Below are 17220 nucleotides of genomic sequence, written 5' to 3' on the forward strand. Positions count from 1 at the left end.
TGTGAGCGACAAGCTTCGTAAATTCGGGGCGCGCTGGGCCGCTGGCCTGGCACTGACCCTGGCGGCCCTGCTGCAGGTCTCTGGCGACCTGCGCCTCGACCCCATCGAGCGCCTCGACACCTTCATCGCCGGCCTGCGCATGCGCCTGGCGCCGGCCGTGCACGACCCGCGCATCGTGATCGTCGACATCGACGAGAAAAGCATCGCCAGGATCGGCCACTTCCCCTGGAACCGCAAGGTGATGGCGCAGCTGACCGCGCGCCTGACCGAGCATTACGGCGCCGCGGCGGTCGGCTACGACATCGTGTTCGCGGAAGCGGACGACAGCTCGGGTTACGGGGTCCTCGCGGCGCTGGCGCACACGGACCTGAAGGACGTGCCGGGCTTCGCGCAAAAGGTCGGCGGGCTGAAGGAAGCCCTCGACTACGATGGCCTGCTGGTCAAGGCGCTGCGGGACAAGCCGGTGGTGCTGGGTTATACCTTCACGGACGCCGAGCGCAAGGGCAAGCTGCCGGCGCCGGCCTTCCGCGTCGAGGACCTGAACGGACGGGTGGTGCCCGCTTCCGGCAGCAACGGCTATATCGCCAACCTGCCGCGCTTGCAGGACGCGGCTGCCGGCGGCGGGGTCTTCACCGCAAGCCTCGACGCGGACGGCATCCTGCGCAACGCCGCCCTGCTGGTCAGGATCGGCGACGGCTACTACCCGACCCTGTCGCTGGCGACGGTGGCGGCGGCGCTCGGCGCCAGCCCGCCGAAGCCGGTGTTCGCCAAGACCGCCGACCAGATGTCGGCGAGCGAGCTCGCGACCGCGGCGCCGGAGGCGATCGGCCTGTGGACAGGCAGCGGCAAGGAGCGCCGGCAGCTGCAGGTCAGGGTCGGCGAGAACCTGAGCGACGCGATCGAATTCCGCGGTCCCGGCGGCCGCAAGGGCGGGGCTTTCACGTATGTGTCGGCCACCGACGTGATCGAAGGCAGGGTGCAAAAGTCTCTCCTGGAAGGCAACATCGTCCTGGTCGGCACCACGGTGCCGGGCCTGAACGACCTGCGGCCGACGCCGGTGAATCCGGCGTATCCCGGGGTCGAGGTCCACGCCAACATGATCAAGTCCATCCTCGACGACACGATCAAGTTTCGCCCGAATTACGCCGATGCCGTCGACGCCATCGTGCTGCTCGCAAGCGGCATCGCGCTGGCCCTGGCATTGCCGCTGCTGTCGCCGCTGCCCGCCGTGCTGCTCAGCCTGGGGCTGGCGGGCGCGGTCTGCGGCTTCAACTACTACGCCTACCACACGCTCGACTGGATGCTACGCCTGGGGATGTCGCTGACCCTGATCGCCCTGCTGTTCGTGCTGAACCTCGCCTGGAGCTGGTTCTTCGAATTCCGCAAGGGCCGCGCGCTGGTCTCGCGCTTCGGCGAATACGTGGCGCCGGAGCTGGTGGCGAAGATGGCCGAGAACCCGGAAGCCTACAACATGGACGGCGAGAGCCGCGAGCTGTCGGTGATGTTCGTCGACGTGCGCGGCTTCACCACCATCTCCGAAGGGCTCAGCCCGAAGGCGCTGCGCGAGTACATCAACCTCTACCTCACCGCGATGTCGGAAGACATCCGATCCAGCCACCAGGGCACGCTCGACAAATACATCGGCGACGCCGTGATGGCTTTCTGGGGTGCGCCTGTGGCCTTTGCCGATCACGCCAGCCGCGCGGTCGCGACCTCGCTGCTGATGCAGGCGTCGGCCGAGCGCTTGAACCGCGATTTTCTGAAGCGCGGCTGGCCCGGGCTGAAGATCGGCATCGGCATCAACACCGGCCACATGCACGTGGGCGACATGGGTTCGCGCATCCGCCGCGCCTACACCGTGATGGGCGACGCCGTGAACCTGGGCGCGCGCCTGGAGGGCATCACCAAGGTCTACGGCGTCGGCATCGCGGTCGGCGCCGCCACGCGCCTGGCGGCGCCGGAATTCGTCTACCGCGAGCTGGATCTGGTGCGGGTCAAGGGCAAGAACGAGCCGGTGGCGGTCTTCGAACCGCTGGGCAAAGCGGCCGATCTGGCGCCGGGCGTGCTCGAGGAGCTGCGCGACTGGGACGCCGCCCTGGCGCTGGTGCGCGCCCAGCAGTGGGACGATGCCGAACACCGCATCGAGGCTTTGCGCGCGGCACATCCGGCGTGCGGTCTTTATCAGCTCTACCTGGAGCGCATCGCCATCCGGCGTGCACAGCCCCCGGGCGAGGGCTGGGACGGCGTCACCGCCTTCGACACCAAGTAGCCTTCGGTCCAGCCGAAGCCTGTCTCGCCCTTGCAACGCCGGCGCCAGCGCCATCCCCCCATGCCGCGGGGAAGATTCCCTAATTTCATGAAATTTTCTCCTAGGCAAGTGATCCTTGTTTACACTCGCCCTCACTGGGGTTTCTTCCACAAAAAATGAACAAGAACATGACTCACCACTTGGCCCGCCTGGTCGCAGGATCGGTGCTGGCAGCCGCCGTCGGCGCGGCATGGGCGGACGACGAAGTCCGTTTCCCGATCAGCCGCTTCGAGGTCAGCGGGAATACCCTGCTGGCGCCCGCCGAGGTGCAGGCCGCGGTGGCGCCCTGGACCGGGCAGGGACGCGATTTCGGCGACGTCCAGCGCGCCCTCGAGGCGCTCGAGGCCTTGTATCACGCGCGCGGCTATAAGGTGGTCACCGTCCAGTTGCCCGAGCAGGAGCTGAATGGCGGCGTGGTGCGCCTGAACGTGATCCAGACCCGCCTCTCCCGCGTGGCGGTGAGCGGCAACCAGTACTTCAGCGACGCGAACATCCGCGCCGGCCTGCCTACGCTGCAGCCGGGCCGGACGCCGAACCTGCAGGAAGTCTCGGCCAACCTGCGCCTAGTAAACGAGAATCCCGCCAAGAAGGTGAAGCTGAACCTGGCCGGCGCCGACGCGGACGACGAGGTCGAAGCCCGTGTCGAGGTCGTGGACGAGAGCCCGTGGAAAGTCATGTTCAGCGCCGACAATACCGGCACCGAAGCCACCGGCGAAACCCACGCCGGCGTCATGCTCCAGCATGCGAACCTGTGGGGCCGCGACCACGTCGGCTCGCTGCAGTACACCACCACCGCCGAGCGTCCGGACCGCGTGGCCGTCTGGTCGGCCGGCTACCACATCCCGCTGTATGCGCTGGGCGATGCCGTCGACCTGTTCGCCAGCTACTCGAACGTCGATTCGGGCACGGTCAATGCGGGCATCTTCGACCTGGCCGTGAGCGGCAAGGGCGCGGTCTACGGCGCGCGCTACACGCATGCGCTGGCCAAGCGCGGCGATCTCGAATCGCGCCTGGTCTACGGCGTCGACTACAAGGCCTACAAGAACAAGGTCGTGTTCGGCGGCCAGGACTTCGGCAACGACGTCACGGTGCACCCGCTCAGCATCGGCTGGGCCGGCAATACCGTGATGGCCGACGGCGAGGCGAACCTGGCGCTGACCCTGCTGCAGAACATCGCCGGCGGCTCGCGCGGCGGCGCCCGCGATTTCAACGCGGTGCGCGCAAACGCCAAGGCCAGCTACAGCATGCTGCGCTTCTCGGCCGCGATCTCGAACCTGATCGCCGGCGACTGGCAGACCCGCGTGCTTCTGAACGGCCAGGCCACCGGCGACGCGCTGGTGCCGGGCGAGCAGTTCGGCGCCGGCGGCTCGACCACGGTGCGCGGCTTCGGCGAGCGCGACCTGGCCACCGATTCCGGCTTCGTCACCAACGTCGAGCTGTACACGCCCAACCTGTGCACGCGCGCTTTCTGGCAGTGCCGCCTGCTGGGCTTCTACGACAGCGCCTGGGGCCAGCGCAACCACATCCTGCCGGGCGAACTGCGCCGCACCGCGATCTCCAGCGTGGGACTGGGCCTGCGCTTCGCGGCGGGCAGCCGTGCCAGCGTGCAGCTCGACTACGGACACGGCATCCACACCGGCCAGGTCCAGGCCACCAGCAAGAACAGGCTTCATGTCCGCGTAGGCCTGGCCTATTGATGGAACGGGAAACGACAATGACGACGACTATCCAAGGCGGCAGCATCCGCCGCAAGGCGAGCGCGCTGCTGCTCGCCGCCTGCTATCTTGCCGGCCCGGCCGCGCAAGCCGCACCGACCCTGCCGCAGGTGGTGGCCGGCCAGGCCGGCTTCAACCAGCAGGGCAACGTGTTCTCGATCACGAACACGCCCGGCACCATCATCAACTGGCAAAGCTTCAATATCGGGGCCGGCGAGATCACCCGCTTCATCCAGCAAAACAGCGACAGCGCGGTGCTGAACCGCGTCCTCGGCCAGGACCCGACGAAAATCCTCGGCGCCCTGCAATCGAACGGCAAGGTCTTCCTGATCAACCCGAACGGCATCCTGTTCGGCCAGGGCGCGCGGGTCGACGTGAACGGCCTGGTGGCCTCGACCCTGAACCTGTCGGACGCCGACTTCCTGGCCGGGAAGAAGAACTTCCAGGCCGGCGCAGGCACGACGCCGGGCGCGGTGCGCAATGAGGGCGCGATCGCCACGCCGAATGGCGGCAAGGTCTTCCTGGTCGCGCCGAACGTCGAGAACACCGGCATCGTCACCGCGCCGAACGGCGAAGTGGTGCTGGCGGCAGGGCGCAGCGTGCAACTGGTCGACGCAAGCGATCCGAACCTGCAGGTGGTGGTGTCGGCGCCCGGCGACCAGGCGCTCAACCTGGGCACCCTCATCGCCCAGGGCGGCCGCATCGGCATCTTCGGCGCGCTGGTGAACCAGCGCGGCGCGGTGAACGCGGACAGCGCCGTGGTCGGCGCGAACGGCAAGATCGTGCTCAAGGCCAGCGCCGGCACCACGCTTGGCGCCGGCAGCACGACCAGCGCGCGCGGCGCAGGGCAGGGCGGCGAGATCCAGGTACTCGGCCGGCAGGTGGCCATCGAGGGCCAGGCCGGCATCGACGCCAGCGGCAGGCAGGGCGGCGGCACGGTGCTGGTGGGCGGCGATTATCAAGGCGGGTTGGGCGCACCGAGCAGCGTCCAGCGTGCGCAGTCCACCCGCGTGGACGCCGGCGCCAGCATCCGCGCCGACGCCACTGTGGACGGCAAGGGCGGCAAGGTCGTGCTGTGGTCGGACGGCGAGACCCGCGCCGCCGGCAGCATCTCCGCGCGCGGCGCCGGCAGCGGCAACGGCGGCCTGGTCGAGACCTCGGGCCATGTGCTGGACGTGGACGGCATCGCCGTCAGCGCGGCCGGCGGCAAGGCCGGGAAGAACGGCAGCTGGCTGCTCGATCCCTACGACATCGAAGTGGTCGCGAGCGGCACCGCCGGCGCCAGGGACGTGGCCTCGAGCAGCGGCGGCGCGCAAACCGGCGTCACCCGCGTCGCGCCGTCCACGCTGACCGCCGCCGGCACCGACGTGGTGCTGCAGACCCAGCACGACCTCACCATCAGTAACACCATCGAAGCAGCGGGCAGCGTGCGCGCCCAGGCCGGCAACGACATCAAGGTCGATGCCCGCGTCGCCAGCCGCGACGGCGACCTCGATTTCCGCGCCGGGAACGCCTTCAGTCTCGGCGCCGGCGGTTCGCTCGAAACCGGCAACTACATCGACATCGCCGCCAACAAGGTGACGCTGGCCGGCACGATCGGCAAGGGTACCGGCACGCAGCTGCCGATCGTGACCTTTACCTCCTACGACCCGGGCCGCACGATCGCGGTCGGTGCAGGCAGCGATGCCGCCATCCTGTGGCTGGATGCGGCGACCCTGGGCCGCCTGAGTACCGGCCTGTTCGAAATCAACCTGGGCAACAGCCAGCATACCGGCGCGGTGTCCATCGAGGCGGCGCTGAATGCGTCCTCCAACCTGGTCCTCGAAAGCAGCGGCGAGATCTACGTAAAGGCGCCGGTCAACCTGACGGCGAACCCGGACAGCCGCTTCATCGCCAGCCTGTACGGCGGTTCGAATGGCCTGATCCAGGTCGGCAGCCCGGTGTCGGCATCGAAGTCGGTGCTGCTGCAGGGCGACCGCGTCTGGATCGATGCCGCCGTCAACGCCACCGCCGCCGGCGGCAGCGTGAGCCTGATGCCGAATAACACCAATACCAAAATGACGATCGGCGGTTCGGGCAACGAAGTCGGCTTCTCGATCGGCCAGGACGCGCTGTCCAGCATCCACGCCTCGACCCTGACGATCGGCGGCCTGGCCGGCAGCACCGGCGGCCTCGACGTCGCGGGCATGGTCAACCTGAGCGGCGAGGGCGCCTTGCCCAAACTGGTCCTCGACGCCGGCAGCGGCGAACTGGCGATCCGCGCGCCGGTGCTCAGCGCCGGCACCGTGGCCCTGAACTCGGGCCTGGGCGTCTACGAAACTTCGGAAGGCGCAATCGAGGCCAGCGCCGTCGCCGTGCGCGGCGGCCAGGTGGTGCTGAGCGGCGCCAACCGCATCGGCACCTTCGCCAGCAGCAGCGACGGCGCCAACGTCTTCCAGCTCACCAACGACGGCGCGCTGACCGTCGGCAGCGTGGACGGCCTGAGCGGCGTCAGCGCGAACGGCGGCGCCCTGCAGTTCAAGGTGGCCGGCAACCTGCGCCTGGATGCCGACGTCCGCGGCGGCGTGATGGCCCAGCTGGACGCCGTCAGCGTGAGCGGCAACGGCACCCTGCAGGCGGACACGGTCTCCCTGCGCACCACCGGCGGCATCGGCAGCGCCACCGCGCCCCTGCATACCGAGGCGAAGACCCTGATGGCCTACAACGCGGGCGAGGGCAGCCGTCCGATCAATATCGCCAACCAGGGCGCGCTGGTGCTGATCAGCGCAGTGCAGGACGGCCCCGCCAACACGGGCGCTATCGCGATCGACAGCGTGGGCGGCATGACCGTGCCGGCTTATGCGGCCAACGAAGCGCCGGGCTATTCAAGCGGCGAGGTGCGCACCGGCAGCGGCGACATCAGCCTGACCACGCACAGCCCGCTGAGTATCCTGGGCCGCGTGACCACCGACAGCGGCAACGTGCGCCTGGTCGCCGACAATGGCGGCGCCCTGATCATCGCCGAGGGCGCGCGTGTGGCGTCCGCCAGCGGCAGCGTGAGCCTCACCGCCGGCACCACCCAGATCGCGGCGAACGCGATCAGCGTGTCCAGCCCGGACAAGCTGCACGTGAACAGCGGTTCGACCGGCGGCCAGCCCGAGCCCGAGCCCGAGCCGGATCCTAAGCCGGATCCGAAGCCGGACCCGAAGCCGGATCCTGGCCAGAACACGCCGCCGACCCTGGAGACCTGCCTCGCCACCCCGGGCGCGGCCGGCTGCGCCGACGTCCTCTCGAAAGCGGTGCAGGCCTGCACCATCGACCCGAGCGGCGTCAACTGCGCGCAGGTGCTGCCGAGACTCGAGACCTGCCAGGCCAACCCGGCGGCCCCGGGCTGCGGCGTCGTGCTGTCCCGCCATGAGATCGACGTCTGCCTGGCCGATCCGAAGCTGCCGGGCTGCGGCGCCACACTGCCGACCTACGATGCCTGCAAGGCGACGCCGTCTTCCTACGGCTGCGGCACGGTGATCCAGCGCCATGACGCGGTCAGCGCCTGTATCGCCAATCCGCAGGCGCCGGGCTGCGCCCAGATGCTGCCGACCCTGGCCGAGTGCCGCGCCGACGCCGGCATCTACGGCTGCGCGCCGGTACTGGCGCACGACCGGTTCGCATCCTGCGTAGCCAATCCGGGCGCCGCCGGCTGCCTCGAGAACGTGCTGCCGAAACTCGCGGTGTGCAAACTGACGCCGTCGCTCGAGGGCTGCGCCCAGGTGATCGAGCTCACTTTCCAGGCCTGCCTCGGCAAGCCGAACGACGCCAGCTGCAGCGGCGTGCTGCCGACCCTGTCGCAGTGCGTGGCCAACAGCGCCGCGCGCGGTTGCGAGGCCGTGCTGCCGACCCTTGCCCAATGTATCGGCAGTCCGAGCCTGCAGGGCTGCAGCGCGCGCCTGCCGAACCTGGGGGCCTGCATGGCCTCGCCTTCGGTGCAGGGCTGCGAAGCGGTGCTGCCGTCCCTGGCACTGTGTATCGCCAACCCGACCCTGGCAGGCTGCGAAGCGCGCCTGCCTACCCTGCAGGCCTGCGCGGCCTCGCCGGCAACCCCCGGCTGCCAGGTGGTACTGCCGTCGCCGACCTTCTGCAACACGCACCCGGGCGATGCGGCTTGCGTGGCCTTCAACGGCGGCGCCGGCAGCGGCGGCCAGTCGTCCGACGGCAGGCAGGTGGCGCAGGCCGTACAGGGCGCCGTCCAGCTGATCAATCGCGGGACCACGGACGTGGCGCCGCCGGGCGGCAAGCCCGCCGGCGAGGACAAGAGCAAGGAGGCCGGGCCGGGCAGCAAGAATGGGCCGGCGCAAGCGGAAAACACCGGAGCGAAGAATGAAAAACCAGCGACCAAACTGTACTGCAACTAAGCTAGTCACTGAGGGGATGGCAAGCATGCTGAAATCCCTGCTGTGCGCGGCGCTGCTGCTGGCCGGGGGCGGCGCCTGGGCCGCGCAAGTGGTCGGCGTGGTGGCGCACCTGAGCGGCCCGCTGCTCGACCGCAAGGCCGACGGCAGCGTCAAGGTGCTGGGTCCGAAGTCGGAAATCGAGAACGGCGATACCCTGGTGTCCGAGAAAAACACCTACGCCCAGATCCGCTTCGTCGACAACAGCGAGATCACGCTGAAGCCCGGCACCACCTTCCGCGTCGAGAACTTCAACTACGACGCCGGCAAGCCGGAGGCCGACAGCGCCGCCTTCGACCTGGTCAAGGGCGGCCTGCGCTCGATCACGGGCCTGCTGGGCAAGCGCAACAAGGAGAAGTTCTCGCTGAAGACGCCGAGCGCCACCATCGGCATCCGCGGCACCACCTTCCTTGCGCAGTACGTGCCGCCGCCGGCCGAAGTGCCCGGCGGGCCGTCAACGCCGACGGTCCCGGTGCTGCCGCCCGGCCTGCACGTCTCGGTCACGGAAGGCGCGATCGTCGTGACGAACAACGGCGGCTCGCTCGGCTTCCAGGCCGGCCAGTTCGGCTACGTGCCGGGCGTGAACCAGGCGCCGGTGATCGTGCCGCCGAATCCCGGCCTGCAGTTTACGCCGCCGCCGAGCTTCAACGGCGGGGCGTCGGGGCCGCAGGCGTCGAACAGCGGCAGTTCGCCGGACAAGGGTGGCGTGGACTGCATCGTCCGATGACGGAACGGAACGCTTGAACCGTCGTCCCCGCGCGGGCGGGGACCCAAGTTCTGCCGGCCTTACGTCAGCGCAGAAAACTTGGGTTCCCGCCTGCGCGGGAACGACGTTGGTAAGTGCGTGAAGAATAAAAAAGCCTGCGTCCCTTCCGGGATCGCAGGCTTTCGTTTGACAGCTGCCCGAAAACTTACAGCACGTCGCTCGCGTGATCCGCCAGACGCGAACGCTCGCCGCGCGCCAGGGTCACGTGGCCGCCGTGGCTCCAGCCCTTGAAGCGGTCGACCACGTAGGTCAGGCCGCTCGAGCCTTCGGTCAGGTAAGGCGTGTCGATCTGGGCGATGTTGCCGAGGCAAAGGATCTTGGTGCCCGGACCGGCGCGCGTGACCAGGGTCTTCATCTGCTTGGGCGTCAGGTTCTGCGCTTCGTCGATGATCAGGAACTTGTTGACGAAGGTGCGGCCGCGCATGAAGTTGAGCGACTTGATCTTGATGCGCGAGCGGATCAGGTCCTGGGTCGCGGCGCGGCCCCAGTCGCCGGCGTCGCCGTCGCCTTTCATCAGCACTTCGAGGTTGTCGTCGAAGGCGCCCATCCACGGCGACATCTTCTCTTCCTCGGTGCCCGGCAGGAAGCCGATGTCTTCACCGACCGGCACCGTCACGCGGGTGACGATGATCTCGTTGTAGACCTTCGTTTCCAGGACCTGCGCCAGGCCCGCCGCCAGCGCCAGCAGGGTCTTGCCGGTACCGGCCTGGCCGAGCAGGGTGATGAAGTCGACTTCCGGATTCATCAAGAGGTTCAGCGCGAAGTTCTGCTCGCGGTTGCGCGCGGTGATGCCCCACACGTTGTTCTTGTTGTGGCTGTAGTCGCGCAGGGTCTGCAGCACGGCGGTCTTGCCGTTGATTTCCTTGACCTGGGCCTGGAAGGGCGCCTCGCCGTTGTTCGGCTCGAAGAACACGAACTGGTTCACCAGCAGCGAAGGAATGAAGGGGCCGGTGACGCGGTAGAAGGTCGACGAGTTGCCGCCCTTGATCTCCTGCCAGGACTCCATGTTCTTGCCATGCCTGGTCCAGAAGTCGTCCGGCAGCTGGACGATGCCCGAGTACAGCAGGTCGGTATCTTCCAGCACGTGGTCGTTGAAGTAGTCCTCGGCGGCCAGGCCCAGGGCGCGCGCCTTGATGCGCATGTTGATGTCCTTCGACACCAGCACGATCGCGCGGCCCGACTGGTCCGCCTCGAGCGCACGGACCACGCCCAGGATCTGGTTGTCGGCCTTGCCGGCGGGGAGGCCTTCAGGCAGGCTGGCGGCGTTCAGGCGGGTCTGGAAATACAGGCGGCCGCGCGCATCCTTGTTGCCCAGCTTGGCCAGCGGGATGCCGGTCTCGATGGCGTCGTCGTCGGTGTTGGCGATCAGGGCGTCCAGCGTGCGCGATACCTGGCGTGCATTGCGCGCGACTTCCGACATGCCCTTCTTGTGGTTGTCGAGCTCCTCGAGCGTCATCATCGGCAGGTAGACGTCGTGCTCCTCGAAGCGGAACAGCGAGGTCGGGTCGTGCATCAGCACATTCGTGTCGAGCACGAACATCTTGGCCACGCCGGCGCTGTCGGCCTTGCGGCTGGCCGAGGACTTGACGTTGACCTCGACCGGCTTGTGCTTGACCGGATGCGGCTCGTTCATGTCGCTCTCGCGCAGCTTCGCCGTCTTGTTTCCTTCGGCGCCGGTCTTGCCGCTCCGGTCCGGGCGGGCAGGGGCGGGAAGCAGCGAAGGCGCAACCTTGGCGGCGCCATTTTCGGGAACGGCTTCGCGCGACGGCGCTTCGACCAGCAGCGCGGCCTTGGACTTGCGCGCGCGCGCGGGCTTGGCCGGCACGGCTTCGCCGCTGATCAGATCTTCGACGGGGTCGTTCTCCGCCTTCGCGGCTGCGCGGACAGGCGATTTGCCGGGTTCGGCCTTGGGGTAATCTTTGGCCAGCAGAATGGTCGCCGGCTTGCTTGGTATTTTCGGTAGTGGCATCAGGTTCTCAATCGTATGGAAGTCGGAAAAATGCACGTGCGGGCGTCGGCGCCGCCGGGCAGGACAGATGCAACCGTGGGGGGAACTGCGCGGCCCCGCGACTTCCGCTCATGCGGGAAAGTCGCTCCTCAAGGAGAGCGGGGGCCAGATTGAAATGATGCGTAGAGGTAAAACTCGGACTCAAAATAGATAAACGTAATGGCAACGAGTTAATCATACCCGAGCCATCGTTACCAGGTGCTCAAGAAGCGTAGCGAGCATCGCAGGCCGCCAATGCAACGCGTAGGAGCTTATTGAGCGCCTGGGGGCTGGCTCTTCAGAAAATCCAGCACTTCCGTGACGTGATCATTGACTTTCACGCCACGCCATTCTTTCACCACTTTGCCGTTAGCGTCAATGACAAACGTACTGCGCTCGACCCCTCGTACTTTCTTACCGTACATGTTTTTCATCTTCATGACATCGAACTGGGTGCAGACCGCCTCTTCGGGGTCCGAGATCAGTTCGAAGGGCAGGCCGAGCTTGGACTTGAAGCTCTCGTGCGAGCGCAGGGAGTCGCGGCTGAGGCCGTAGATGGCGGCGCCCAGCCCGGTGAACTCGTCATGGTGGTCGCGGAAAGCCATGGCTTCCGTGGTGCAGCCGGGGGTATTGTCCTTCGGATAGAAATACAGCACCGTGTACTTGGCCGGACGGCCCTGCAGTTCAAAGGTCTGCTCGCCCGTCATCGGAGCGCTGAAGTTGGCAAGCTGGGTGTTCGCGGTGGGTGCTGCGCTGGGGCTGTCGGCCACGGGTCTCTCCTGTCAGGATCAGGTATCAAGGACGATCAGCTCTCCCGACCGTCCCGGTAATTCTCCCCACTGGACCGGGTATTCGGGCAGCGGGTCATGCTTTATCTTCTCATAATAGTCCGCCATCGAGGCAAGCCGGTAGCCTTGGGCTTTCCAACCTGACAACAGCTGCTCGAAGATGGGGGCAAGTTTCTGTCCTTCAAGTTCCGCGTGCAAGGTATAGACGTGATCGCGGCGGTTTTCCGCCGTCAGCTTGAGAAGATGGGCGGCGATGTTCGCCGTCGTCAGCTCGGCGCCGTCGACTTCGCGGCCCAGCAACTCGTCGAGCGTGGGCAGGGTGGTCGGCATCTGGATGTGGCGCATGCCCGTGAAACGGTAGGGACCGGCCTGCGGATCGGCCATCGCGCCGCTCTCGGCCAGCATCGCGCGGCCGTCGGAGGCATAGGCATAGCCCTGCGCATCGTGGCGCCGGAAGGCATGCCCGTTCATTTGCCAGCCGGCCGCGCCATGGGTATGCGGCGCTTCGCCGAAGACCTGGGCGTAGCGCTGCTCGCTCTTCTTCATCATGGCGTCGGTCCACTGCGCATCGCGGGCGCGCACATTGTCCTGCCAGCGCACGTGGTCCCAGGTATGGATGCCGCATTCGAAGCCGGCGTCGCGCGCGGCGCGCATCTCGGCCGCGCCTTTCAGGCCGATATCCGGACCGGGCAGCAGCACGCCGTACATCAGGGTCTTGAAGCCGTAGTGCTCGACCACCGAAGTGCGCGAGACCTTCTGGAAGAAGCCGGGACGCAGCGCGCGCCGCATCGCCCAGCCGGTATGGTCGGGGCCGAGCGAGAACAAAAAGGTCGCGCCGGCGGCGTGGCGGGTCAGCATGCGCACCAGGTTCGGCACGCCTTCGAGCGTGCCGCGGTAGGTGTCAACGTCGATCTTGAGAACGAGCAGGGGCGGGGTCAACTGAGCCAAGATGCGCCCTTAATCCATCAGCGCCTGGGCCGCGGCCACCTGGCCGCGGTAGGCGTCGAAGATGTGGCGCAGCGCGTCGGCCATGCCGGTGGTCGGGGCCCAGCCGAGGTCCTGCCTGGTGTTCTCGATCTTCGGCACGCGGTTCTGCACGTCCTGGTAGCCGGCCCCGTAGTAGGCGCCCGAGCTGGTCTCGACGATCTGCACTTTCTGCGCGCCGGCCGCGTATTCCGGATACTCGGCGGCGAGTTTCAGCATCATCGCCGCCAGTTCGCGGATCGAGTAATTGTTGACCGGGTTGCCGATGTTGTAGATCTGGCCGGTCGCCTTGCCATCCTTGTTTTCGATGATGCGCATGAGCGCGTCGACGCCGTCGTCGACATAGGTGAAGGCGCGCTTCTGGGCGCCGCCGTCGACCAGCGAGATCGCTTCACCACGCACGATGTGGCCGAAGAACTGGGTCAGCACGCGTGAGCTGCCTTCCTTGGGCGTGTGGATCGAATCCAGGCCGGCGCCGATCCAGTTAAACGGGCGGAACAGGGTGAAGTTCAGGCCTTCCATGCCGTAGCCCCAGATCACGCGGTCCATCAACTGCTTGGCGCAGGCGTAGATCCAGCGCGGCTTGTTGATCGGGCCGTAGACCAGTTCCGAATTCTCCGGGTCGAATTCGGCGTCCCGGCTCATGCCATACACTTCCGAGGTCGACGGGAAGATCAGGTGCTTGCCGTACTTGGCGGCCGAGCGCACGATCGGCAGATTCGCCTCGAAGTCCAGTTCGAATACGCGCAGCGGCTCCTTCACGTAGGTCGACGGCGTGGCGATGGCGACCAGCGGCAGGATCACGTCGCACTTCTTGACGTGGTATTCGACCCACTCCTTGTTGATCGTGATGTCGCCTTCGAAGAAGTGCATGCGCGGGTTGCCGAGCAGGTCCACGATCCGCTCGTTCTGCATGTCCATGCCGTAGACTTCCCAGTCGGTGGTCTCGAGGATGCGCTTGGACAGGTGGTGGCCGATGAAGCCGTTGACGCCGAGGATAAGGACTTTTTTCATAGGGTGACCTTCAAAGCGAGGCTTTCAGTTCGGCCGGCGAGATGCGCAAGCCATCGGCCAGCAGGCTGTGGATGAGGAGGGCGCGGCCGTCGCCGCACACGCCGAGGATCGCATTATCCACCACCGCCAGGCCGGGCGGCAAACCGGCGATGTGCCCGGCCAGTTCGCCGCGGTAGAGGCGGGCGCGTTCGATCACGTAACGGCGCGGGCCGAGATCCGTAAAGGCGCCGGGATAGGGCGGGGCCACCGCACGGTGCAGGTTGTAGACCTGCTGGGCGGGCTGGGTCCAGTCGATGCGGCCGTCTTCCGGCTTGCGGCCGCCGAAGTAGCCGCCCTTGCTCAGGTCGTTCGGGGTGCGCGGCGCGGTGCCGGCCAGCAGCTGCGGCAGCACCTTGTAGAGCGCCAGTTCGGCCGCCACGGTGACCTTGCCGAAGACTTCGAAGGCGGTGTCGTCGGGCAGGATGGGCACGGCCTGCTGGGCCACGATGGCGCCGGCGTCCGGCTTGGCCGTCATCTCGTGCAGCGAGGCGCCTGCTTCGCTTGCGCCATGCAGCACCGCCCAGTTGGTCGGCGCGCGGCCGCGGTATTCCGGCAGCAGCGAGCCATGCATGTTGAAGGCCGGGGCGACATCGAGGATGGCCTGCGGCAGCATGTTGCGGTAGTAGAAGCTGAACATCAGGTCCGGTTTGGCGGCCTGGACTTGTGCGAGCAACTCGGGCGATTTGGGGTCGTCGGGCGTGATGAAGGGAATGCCTTCGGTTTCGCACAACGACTGCACGGACTCGAACCAGATGTTCTCGGTGGCGCTGTCCTGGTGGGTGACGACCAGGGCGACATCGACGCCGCCGGCCAGCAGGACTTTCAGGCAGCGGACGCCGACGTTGTGGTAGGCGAAGACGACTGCGCGTTTTTGTGGGTTGTTCATGTCAGGATGCGGATTCGTCGGAATAAAAACTGTCGTTCCCGCGCAGGCGGGAACCCAAGTTTCTCGGCTCGGCCACCAACTTGGATCCCCGCCTTCGCGGGGACGACGTATCTCATGCGCTACGGCGAGCGTTCAGCGCACCACGTGCCGCTTCTCGACCTCGTCAGCCCCAGCCTCGGCTGCCGGCATGCCCTGCAGCACGGTCTGCACCACATAGCGCGGCCGTGCGCGCACCTGCTGGTAGATCCGGCCCACGTACTCGCCCACCAGGCCGATGCCGAACAGGATCACGCCCATGAAGAAGAAGGCGATCGCGAACAGGGTGAACACGCCCTCGGCCTCGGCGCCCAGGATGAAGCGGCGCACCAGCAGGAACAGCACCAGCAGGGCCGACAGCAGCGACATCGTGATGCCCAGCAGCGAGAAGATCTGTAGCGGCACCAGCGAGAAGCCGGTCATCAGGTCGAAGTTCAGGCGGATCAGGCTGTACAGCGAATACTTCGATTCGCCGGCCGCGCGCTCTTCGTGCTCGACCACGATCTCGGTCGGCTTGCGCGAGAACTTATAGGCCAGCGCCGGCACGAAGGTGTTCACCTCGGCGCACTGGTTGACCAGGTCGATCACGTTGCGGCCATAGGCGCGCAGCATGTTGCCCTGGTCGGTGATGTGGATGTTGGTGATGCGCTCGCGCAGGCGGTTCATGGCCTTCGAGGCATAGGTGCGCCACGCGGAATCCTGGCGCTTGCGGCGGATCGAGCCGACGTAGTCGTAGCCTTCGCGCATCTTGGCGACCAGCTTGTGGATCTCTTCCGGCGGGTTCTGCAGGTCGGCGTCGAGGGTGATCACGATCTCGCCGCGGGTCTGCTCGAAGCCGGCCAGGATCGCCATATGCTGGCCGTAGTTGCCGTTGAAAAGCACGACGCGGGTCACGTCCGGGCGTTTGCGGTACTGCTCGGCGAGGATCGCCACCGAGTTGTCGCGGCTGCCGTCGTTGATGAACACGAGCTCGTAGGGGATGCCCAGCTTGTCCATGGCCGGGTACAGGCGCGCGAACAGATTGCCCAGGCCGGCTTCTTCGTTATAGACCGGAATGACGACCGACAGCTCCGGCTTCATGCCCATGGCCGTCATTTTGCCAGCACCGCTTTGACAGCCGCCACGGCGCGCTCGACGTCGGCCTTGCTCATGGCATTGAACATCGGCAGGGTCACGGTCAGGCGGCCGATCTTCTCGGACACCGGGAACATACCTTCAGTAAAGCCACGCTCGCGGTACATGGTGAACAGGTGGATCGGCGCGTAGTGGTAGCCGGTCCCGACATTGTGTTCCTTCTGCAGGCGGGTCATGAACTCGGCGCGGGTGCCCGGGCCATTGTCCGGCAGGATGATCTGGAACAGGTGCCAGTTGCTCGAGCCGAAGGCTTTCATCGGCAGTTGGGCGCCGTATTTCGCTTCGAAATCGTCGCCGAAGCAGTCGAAGTAGTGCTGGGCCAGCGACGCGCGGTGCGCGGTCAGCTTTTCCAGGTTCTTCATCTGGCCGAGGCCGATGGCGGCGTTGATGTCGCTCATGTTGTACTTGCCGCCGAGCACGTCGACGTCGATGCCGTCCACGCCGCTGCGGGTGACGCCCTGCAGGCGGTATTTCTCGGCCAGGCGCGCCTCGTCCGCATTGTTCAGGACCAGGGCGCCGCCTTCGCCGGTGGTGATGTTCTTGTTGGCCTGGAAGCTGAAGGAGACGAAGTCGCCGAAGGCGCCGATCGGCTTGCCCTTCCACTGCGAACCCAGGGCCTGGGCCGCGTCTTCGACCACGCGCAGATTGTGCTTGCGCGCGATGTCGTACAGGCGGTCCATGTCGACCGGCAGGCCGGACAGGTAGACCGGGATGATGGCGCGGGTACGCGGAGTGATCGCCGCTTCCAGCTTGTCGAGGTCGATGTTGCGGGTGAGCGGGTCGATGTCCGCGAACACCGGCGTGGCGCCCACTTCGATGATGACGTTGGCGGTCGCTACCCAGGAGATCGGGGTGGTGATCACTTCGTCGCCCGGCCCGATGCCGGCGATGCGCAAGGCGATCTCCATGGTGCAGGTGCCGGAATTGAAGGTGCGCACCGGACGTCCGCCGCAGTACTCGGAGAGCAGGGCTTCGAAGGCCTGGTTCTTCGGACCGGTGGTGATCCAGCCCGAACGCAGCACCTCGCCGACGGCGGCAATGGTTTCTTCGTCGATCGTGGGCCGGGAAAAGGGCAGGAAGGGCAGCTCGGCAGTCATGGGAAGGCTATCGGTTCGTAGATGTTATTGATGGAAATGCGG

The 17220-nt window shown here is 66.8% G+C and carries 11 protein-coding genes; 4 read left to right on the forward strand and 7 right to left on the reverse strand.

Going from position 1 to position 17220, the window contains the following annotated elements; all coding sequences use genetic code 11:
* The first annotated feature begins 1 nt into the window (after position 1).
* The 4 genes from ACFPO9_RS07120 (at position 2) to ACFPO9_RS07135 (ending at position 9174) form a co-directional block, all read left to right on the forward strand.
* Positions 2-2269 (forward strand): CHASE2 domain-containing protein, encoded by a 2268-nt coding sequence (locus ACFPO9_RS07120; RefSeq protein WP_379768859.1) that lies wholly within the window; start codon positions 2-4, stop codon positions 2267-2269.
* Positions 2270-2436: 167 nt separating this feature from the next.
* Complete coding sequence (locus ACFPO9_RS07125) at positions 2437-4005, forward strand: ShlB/FhaC/HecB family hemolysin secretion/activation protein (protein ID WP_379768861.1); 1569 nt, start codon at positions 2437-2439, stop codon at positions 4003-4005.
* 17 nt (positions 4006-4022) lie between these two features.
* Positions 4023-8411 (forward strand): two-partner secretion domain-containing protein, encoded by a 4389-nt coding sequence (locus ACFPO9_RS07130; RefSeq protein ID WP_379768863.1) that lies wholly within the window; start codon positions 4023-4025, stop codon positions 8409-8411.
* Positions 8412-8436: 25 nt separating this feature from the next.
* A complete protein-coding gene (locus ACFPO9_RS07135) occupies positions 8437-9174 on the forward strand; it encodes a FecR family protein (protein WP_379768865.1) in 738 nt (245 codons plus the stop codon).
* A 184-nt stretch (positions 9175-9358) separates the two neighbouring features.
* Here the strand turns inward: ACFPO9_RS07135 and ACFPO9_RS07140 are convergent, their stop codons facing one another.
* From ACFPO9_RS07140 to ACFPO9_RS07170, 7 genes are all read right to left on the reverse strand, one after another.
* Entirely contained in the window at positions 9359-11182 is a 1824-nt protein-coding gene (locus ACFPO9_RS07140) for a PhoH family protein (RefSeq protein WP_379768867.1), read from the reverse strand.
* A 290-nt stretch (positions 11183-11472) separates the two neighbouring features.
* Entirely contained in the window at positions 11473-11970 is a 498-nt protein-coding gene (locus tag ACFPO9_RS07145) for a peroxiredoxin (protein WP_379768869.1), read from the reverse strand.
* Between the two features lie 18 nt (positions 11971-11988).
* Positions 11989-12936 carry a polysaccharide deacetylase family protein gene (locus tag ACFPO9_RS07150; protein ID WP_379768871.1) on the reverse strand — a complete coding sequence of 316 codons (948 nt, stop codon included), beginning with the start codon at positions 12934-12936 and terminating at the stop codon, positions 11989-11991.
* 9 nt (positions 12937-12945) lie between these two features.
* Positions 12946-13986: a bifunctional UDP-4-keto-pentose/UDP-xylose synthase gene (locus ACFPO9_RS07155; protein WP_379768873.1), complete on the reverse strand. Its 1041-nt coding sequence runs from the start codon at positions 13984-13986 to the stop codon at positions 12946-12948.
* Between the two features lie 10 nt (positions 13987-13996).
* Positions 13997-14911, reverse strand: coding sequence for a formyltransferase (locus ACFPO9_RS07160; protein ID WP_379768875.1), 915 nt, complete (start codon positions 14909-14911; stop codon positions 13997-13999).
* A gap of 132 nt (positions 14912-15043) precedes the next feature.
* Positions 15044-16027 carry a glycosyltransferase gene (locus tag ACFPO9_RS07165; protein ID WP_379769210.1) on the reverse strand — a complete coding sequence of 328 codons (984 nt, stop codon included), beginning with the start codon at positions 16025-16027 and terminating at the stop codon, positions 15044-15046.
* 11 nt (positions 16028-16038) lie between these two features.
* The gene (locus ACFPO9_RS07170) at positions 16039-17178 is read right to left on the reverse strand and encodes a DegT/DnrJ/EryC1/StrS family aminotransferase (protein ID WP_379768877.1); all 1140 of its coding nucleotides are present in this window, start codon (positions 17176-17178) and stop codon (positions 16039-16041) included.
* Positions 17179-17220: the final 42 nt, after the last annotated feature.

This window comes from Massilia aerilata (assembly GCF_042656905.1).
In the GTDB taxonomy this organism is placed as follows: domain Bacteria; phylum Pseudomonadota; class Gammaproteobacteria; order Burkholderiales; family Burkholderiaceae_D; genus Telluria; species Telluria aerilata.

Excerpts from the sequence above, each read along its gene's own strand:
- ACFPO9_RS07125 (WP_379768861.1), top strand. The coding sequence starts at position 2,437 with ATGACTCACCACTTGGCCCGCCTGGTCGCAGGATCGGTGCTGGCAGCC.
- ACFPO9_RS07130 (WP_379768863.1), top strand. The coding sequence starts at position 4,023 with ATGACGACGACTATCCAAGGCGGCAGCATCCGCCGCAAGGCGAGCGCG.
- ACFPO9_RS07135 (WP_379768865.1), top strand. The coding sequence starts at position 8,437 with ATGCTGAAATCCCTGCTGTGCGCGGCGCTGCTGCTGGCCGGGGGCGGC.
- ACFPO9_RS07140 (WP_379768867.1), bottom strand. The coding sequence starts at position 11,182 with ATGCCACTACCGAAAATACCAAGCAAGCCGGCGACCATTCTGCTGGCC.
- ACFPO9_RS07155 (WP_379768873.1), bottom strand. The coding sequence starts at position 13,986 with ATGAAAAAAGTCCTTATCCTCGGCGTCAACGGCTTCATCGGCCACCAC.
- ACFPO9_RS07160 (WP_379768875.1), bottom strand. The coding sequence starts at position 14,911 with ATGAACAACCCACAAAAACGCGCAGTCGTCTTCGCCTACCACAACGTC.
- ACFPO9_RS07165 (WP_379769210.1), bottom strand. The coding sequence starts at position 16,027 with ATGAAGCCGGAGCTGTCGGTCGTCATTCCGGTCTATAACGAAGAAGCC.
- ACFPO9_RS07170 (WP_379768877.1), bottom strand. The coding sequence starts at position 17,178 with ATGACTGCCGAGCTGCCCTTCCTGCCCTTTTCCCGGCCCACGATCGAC.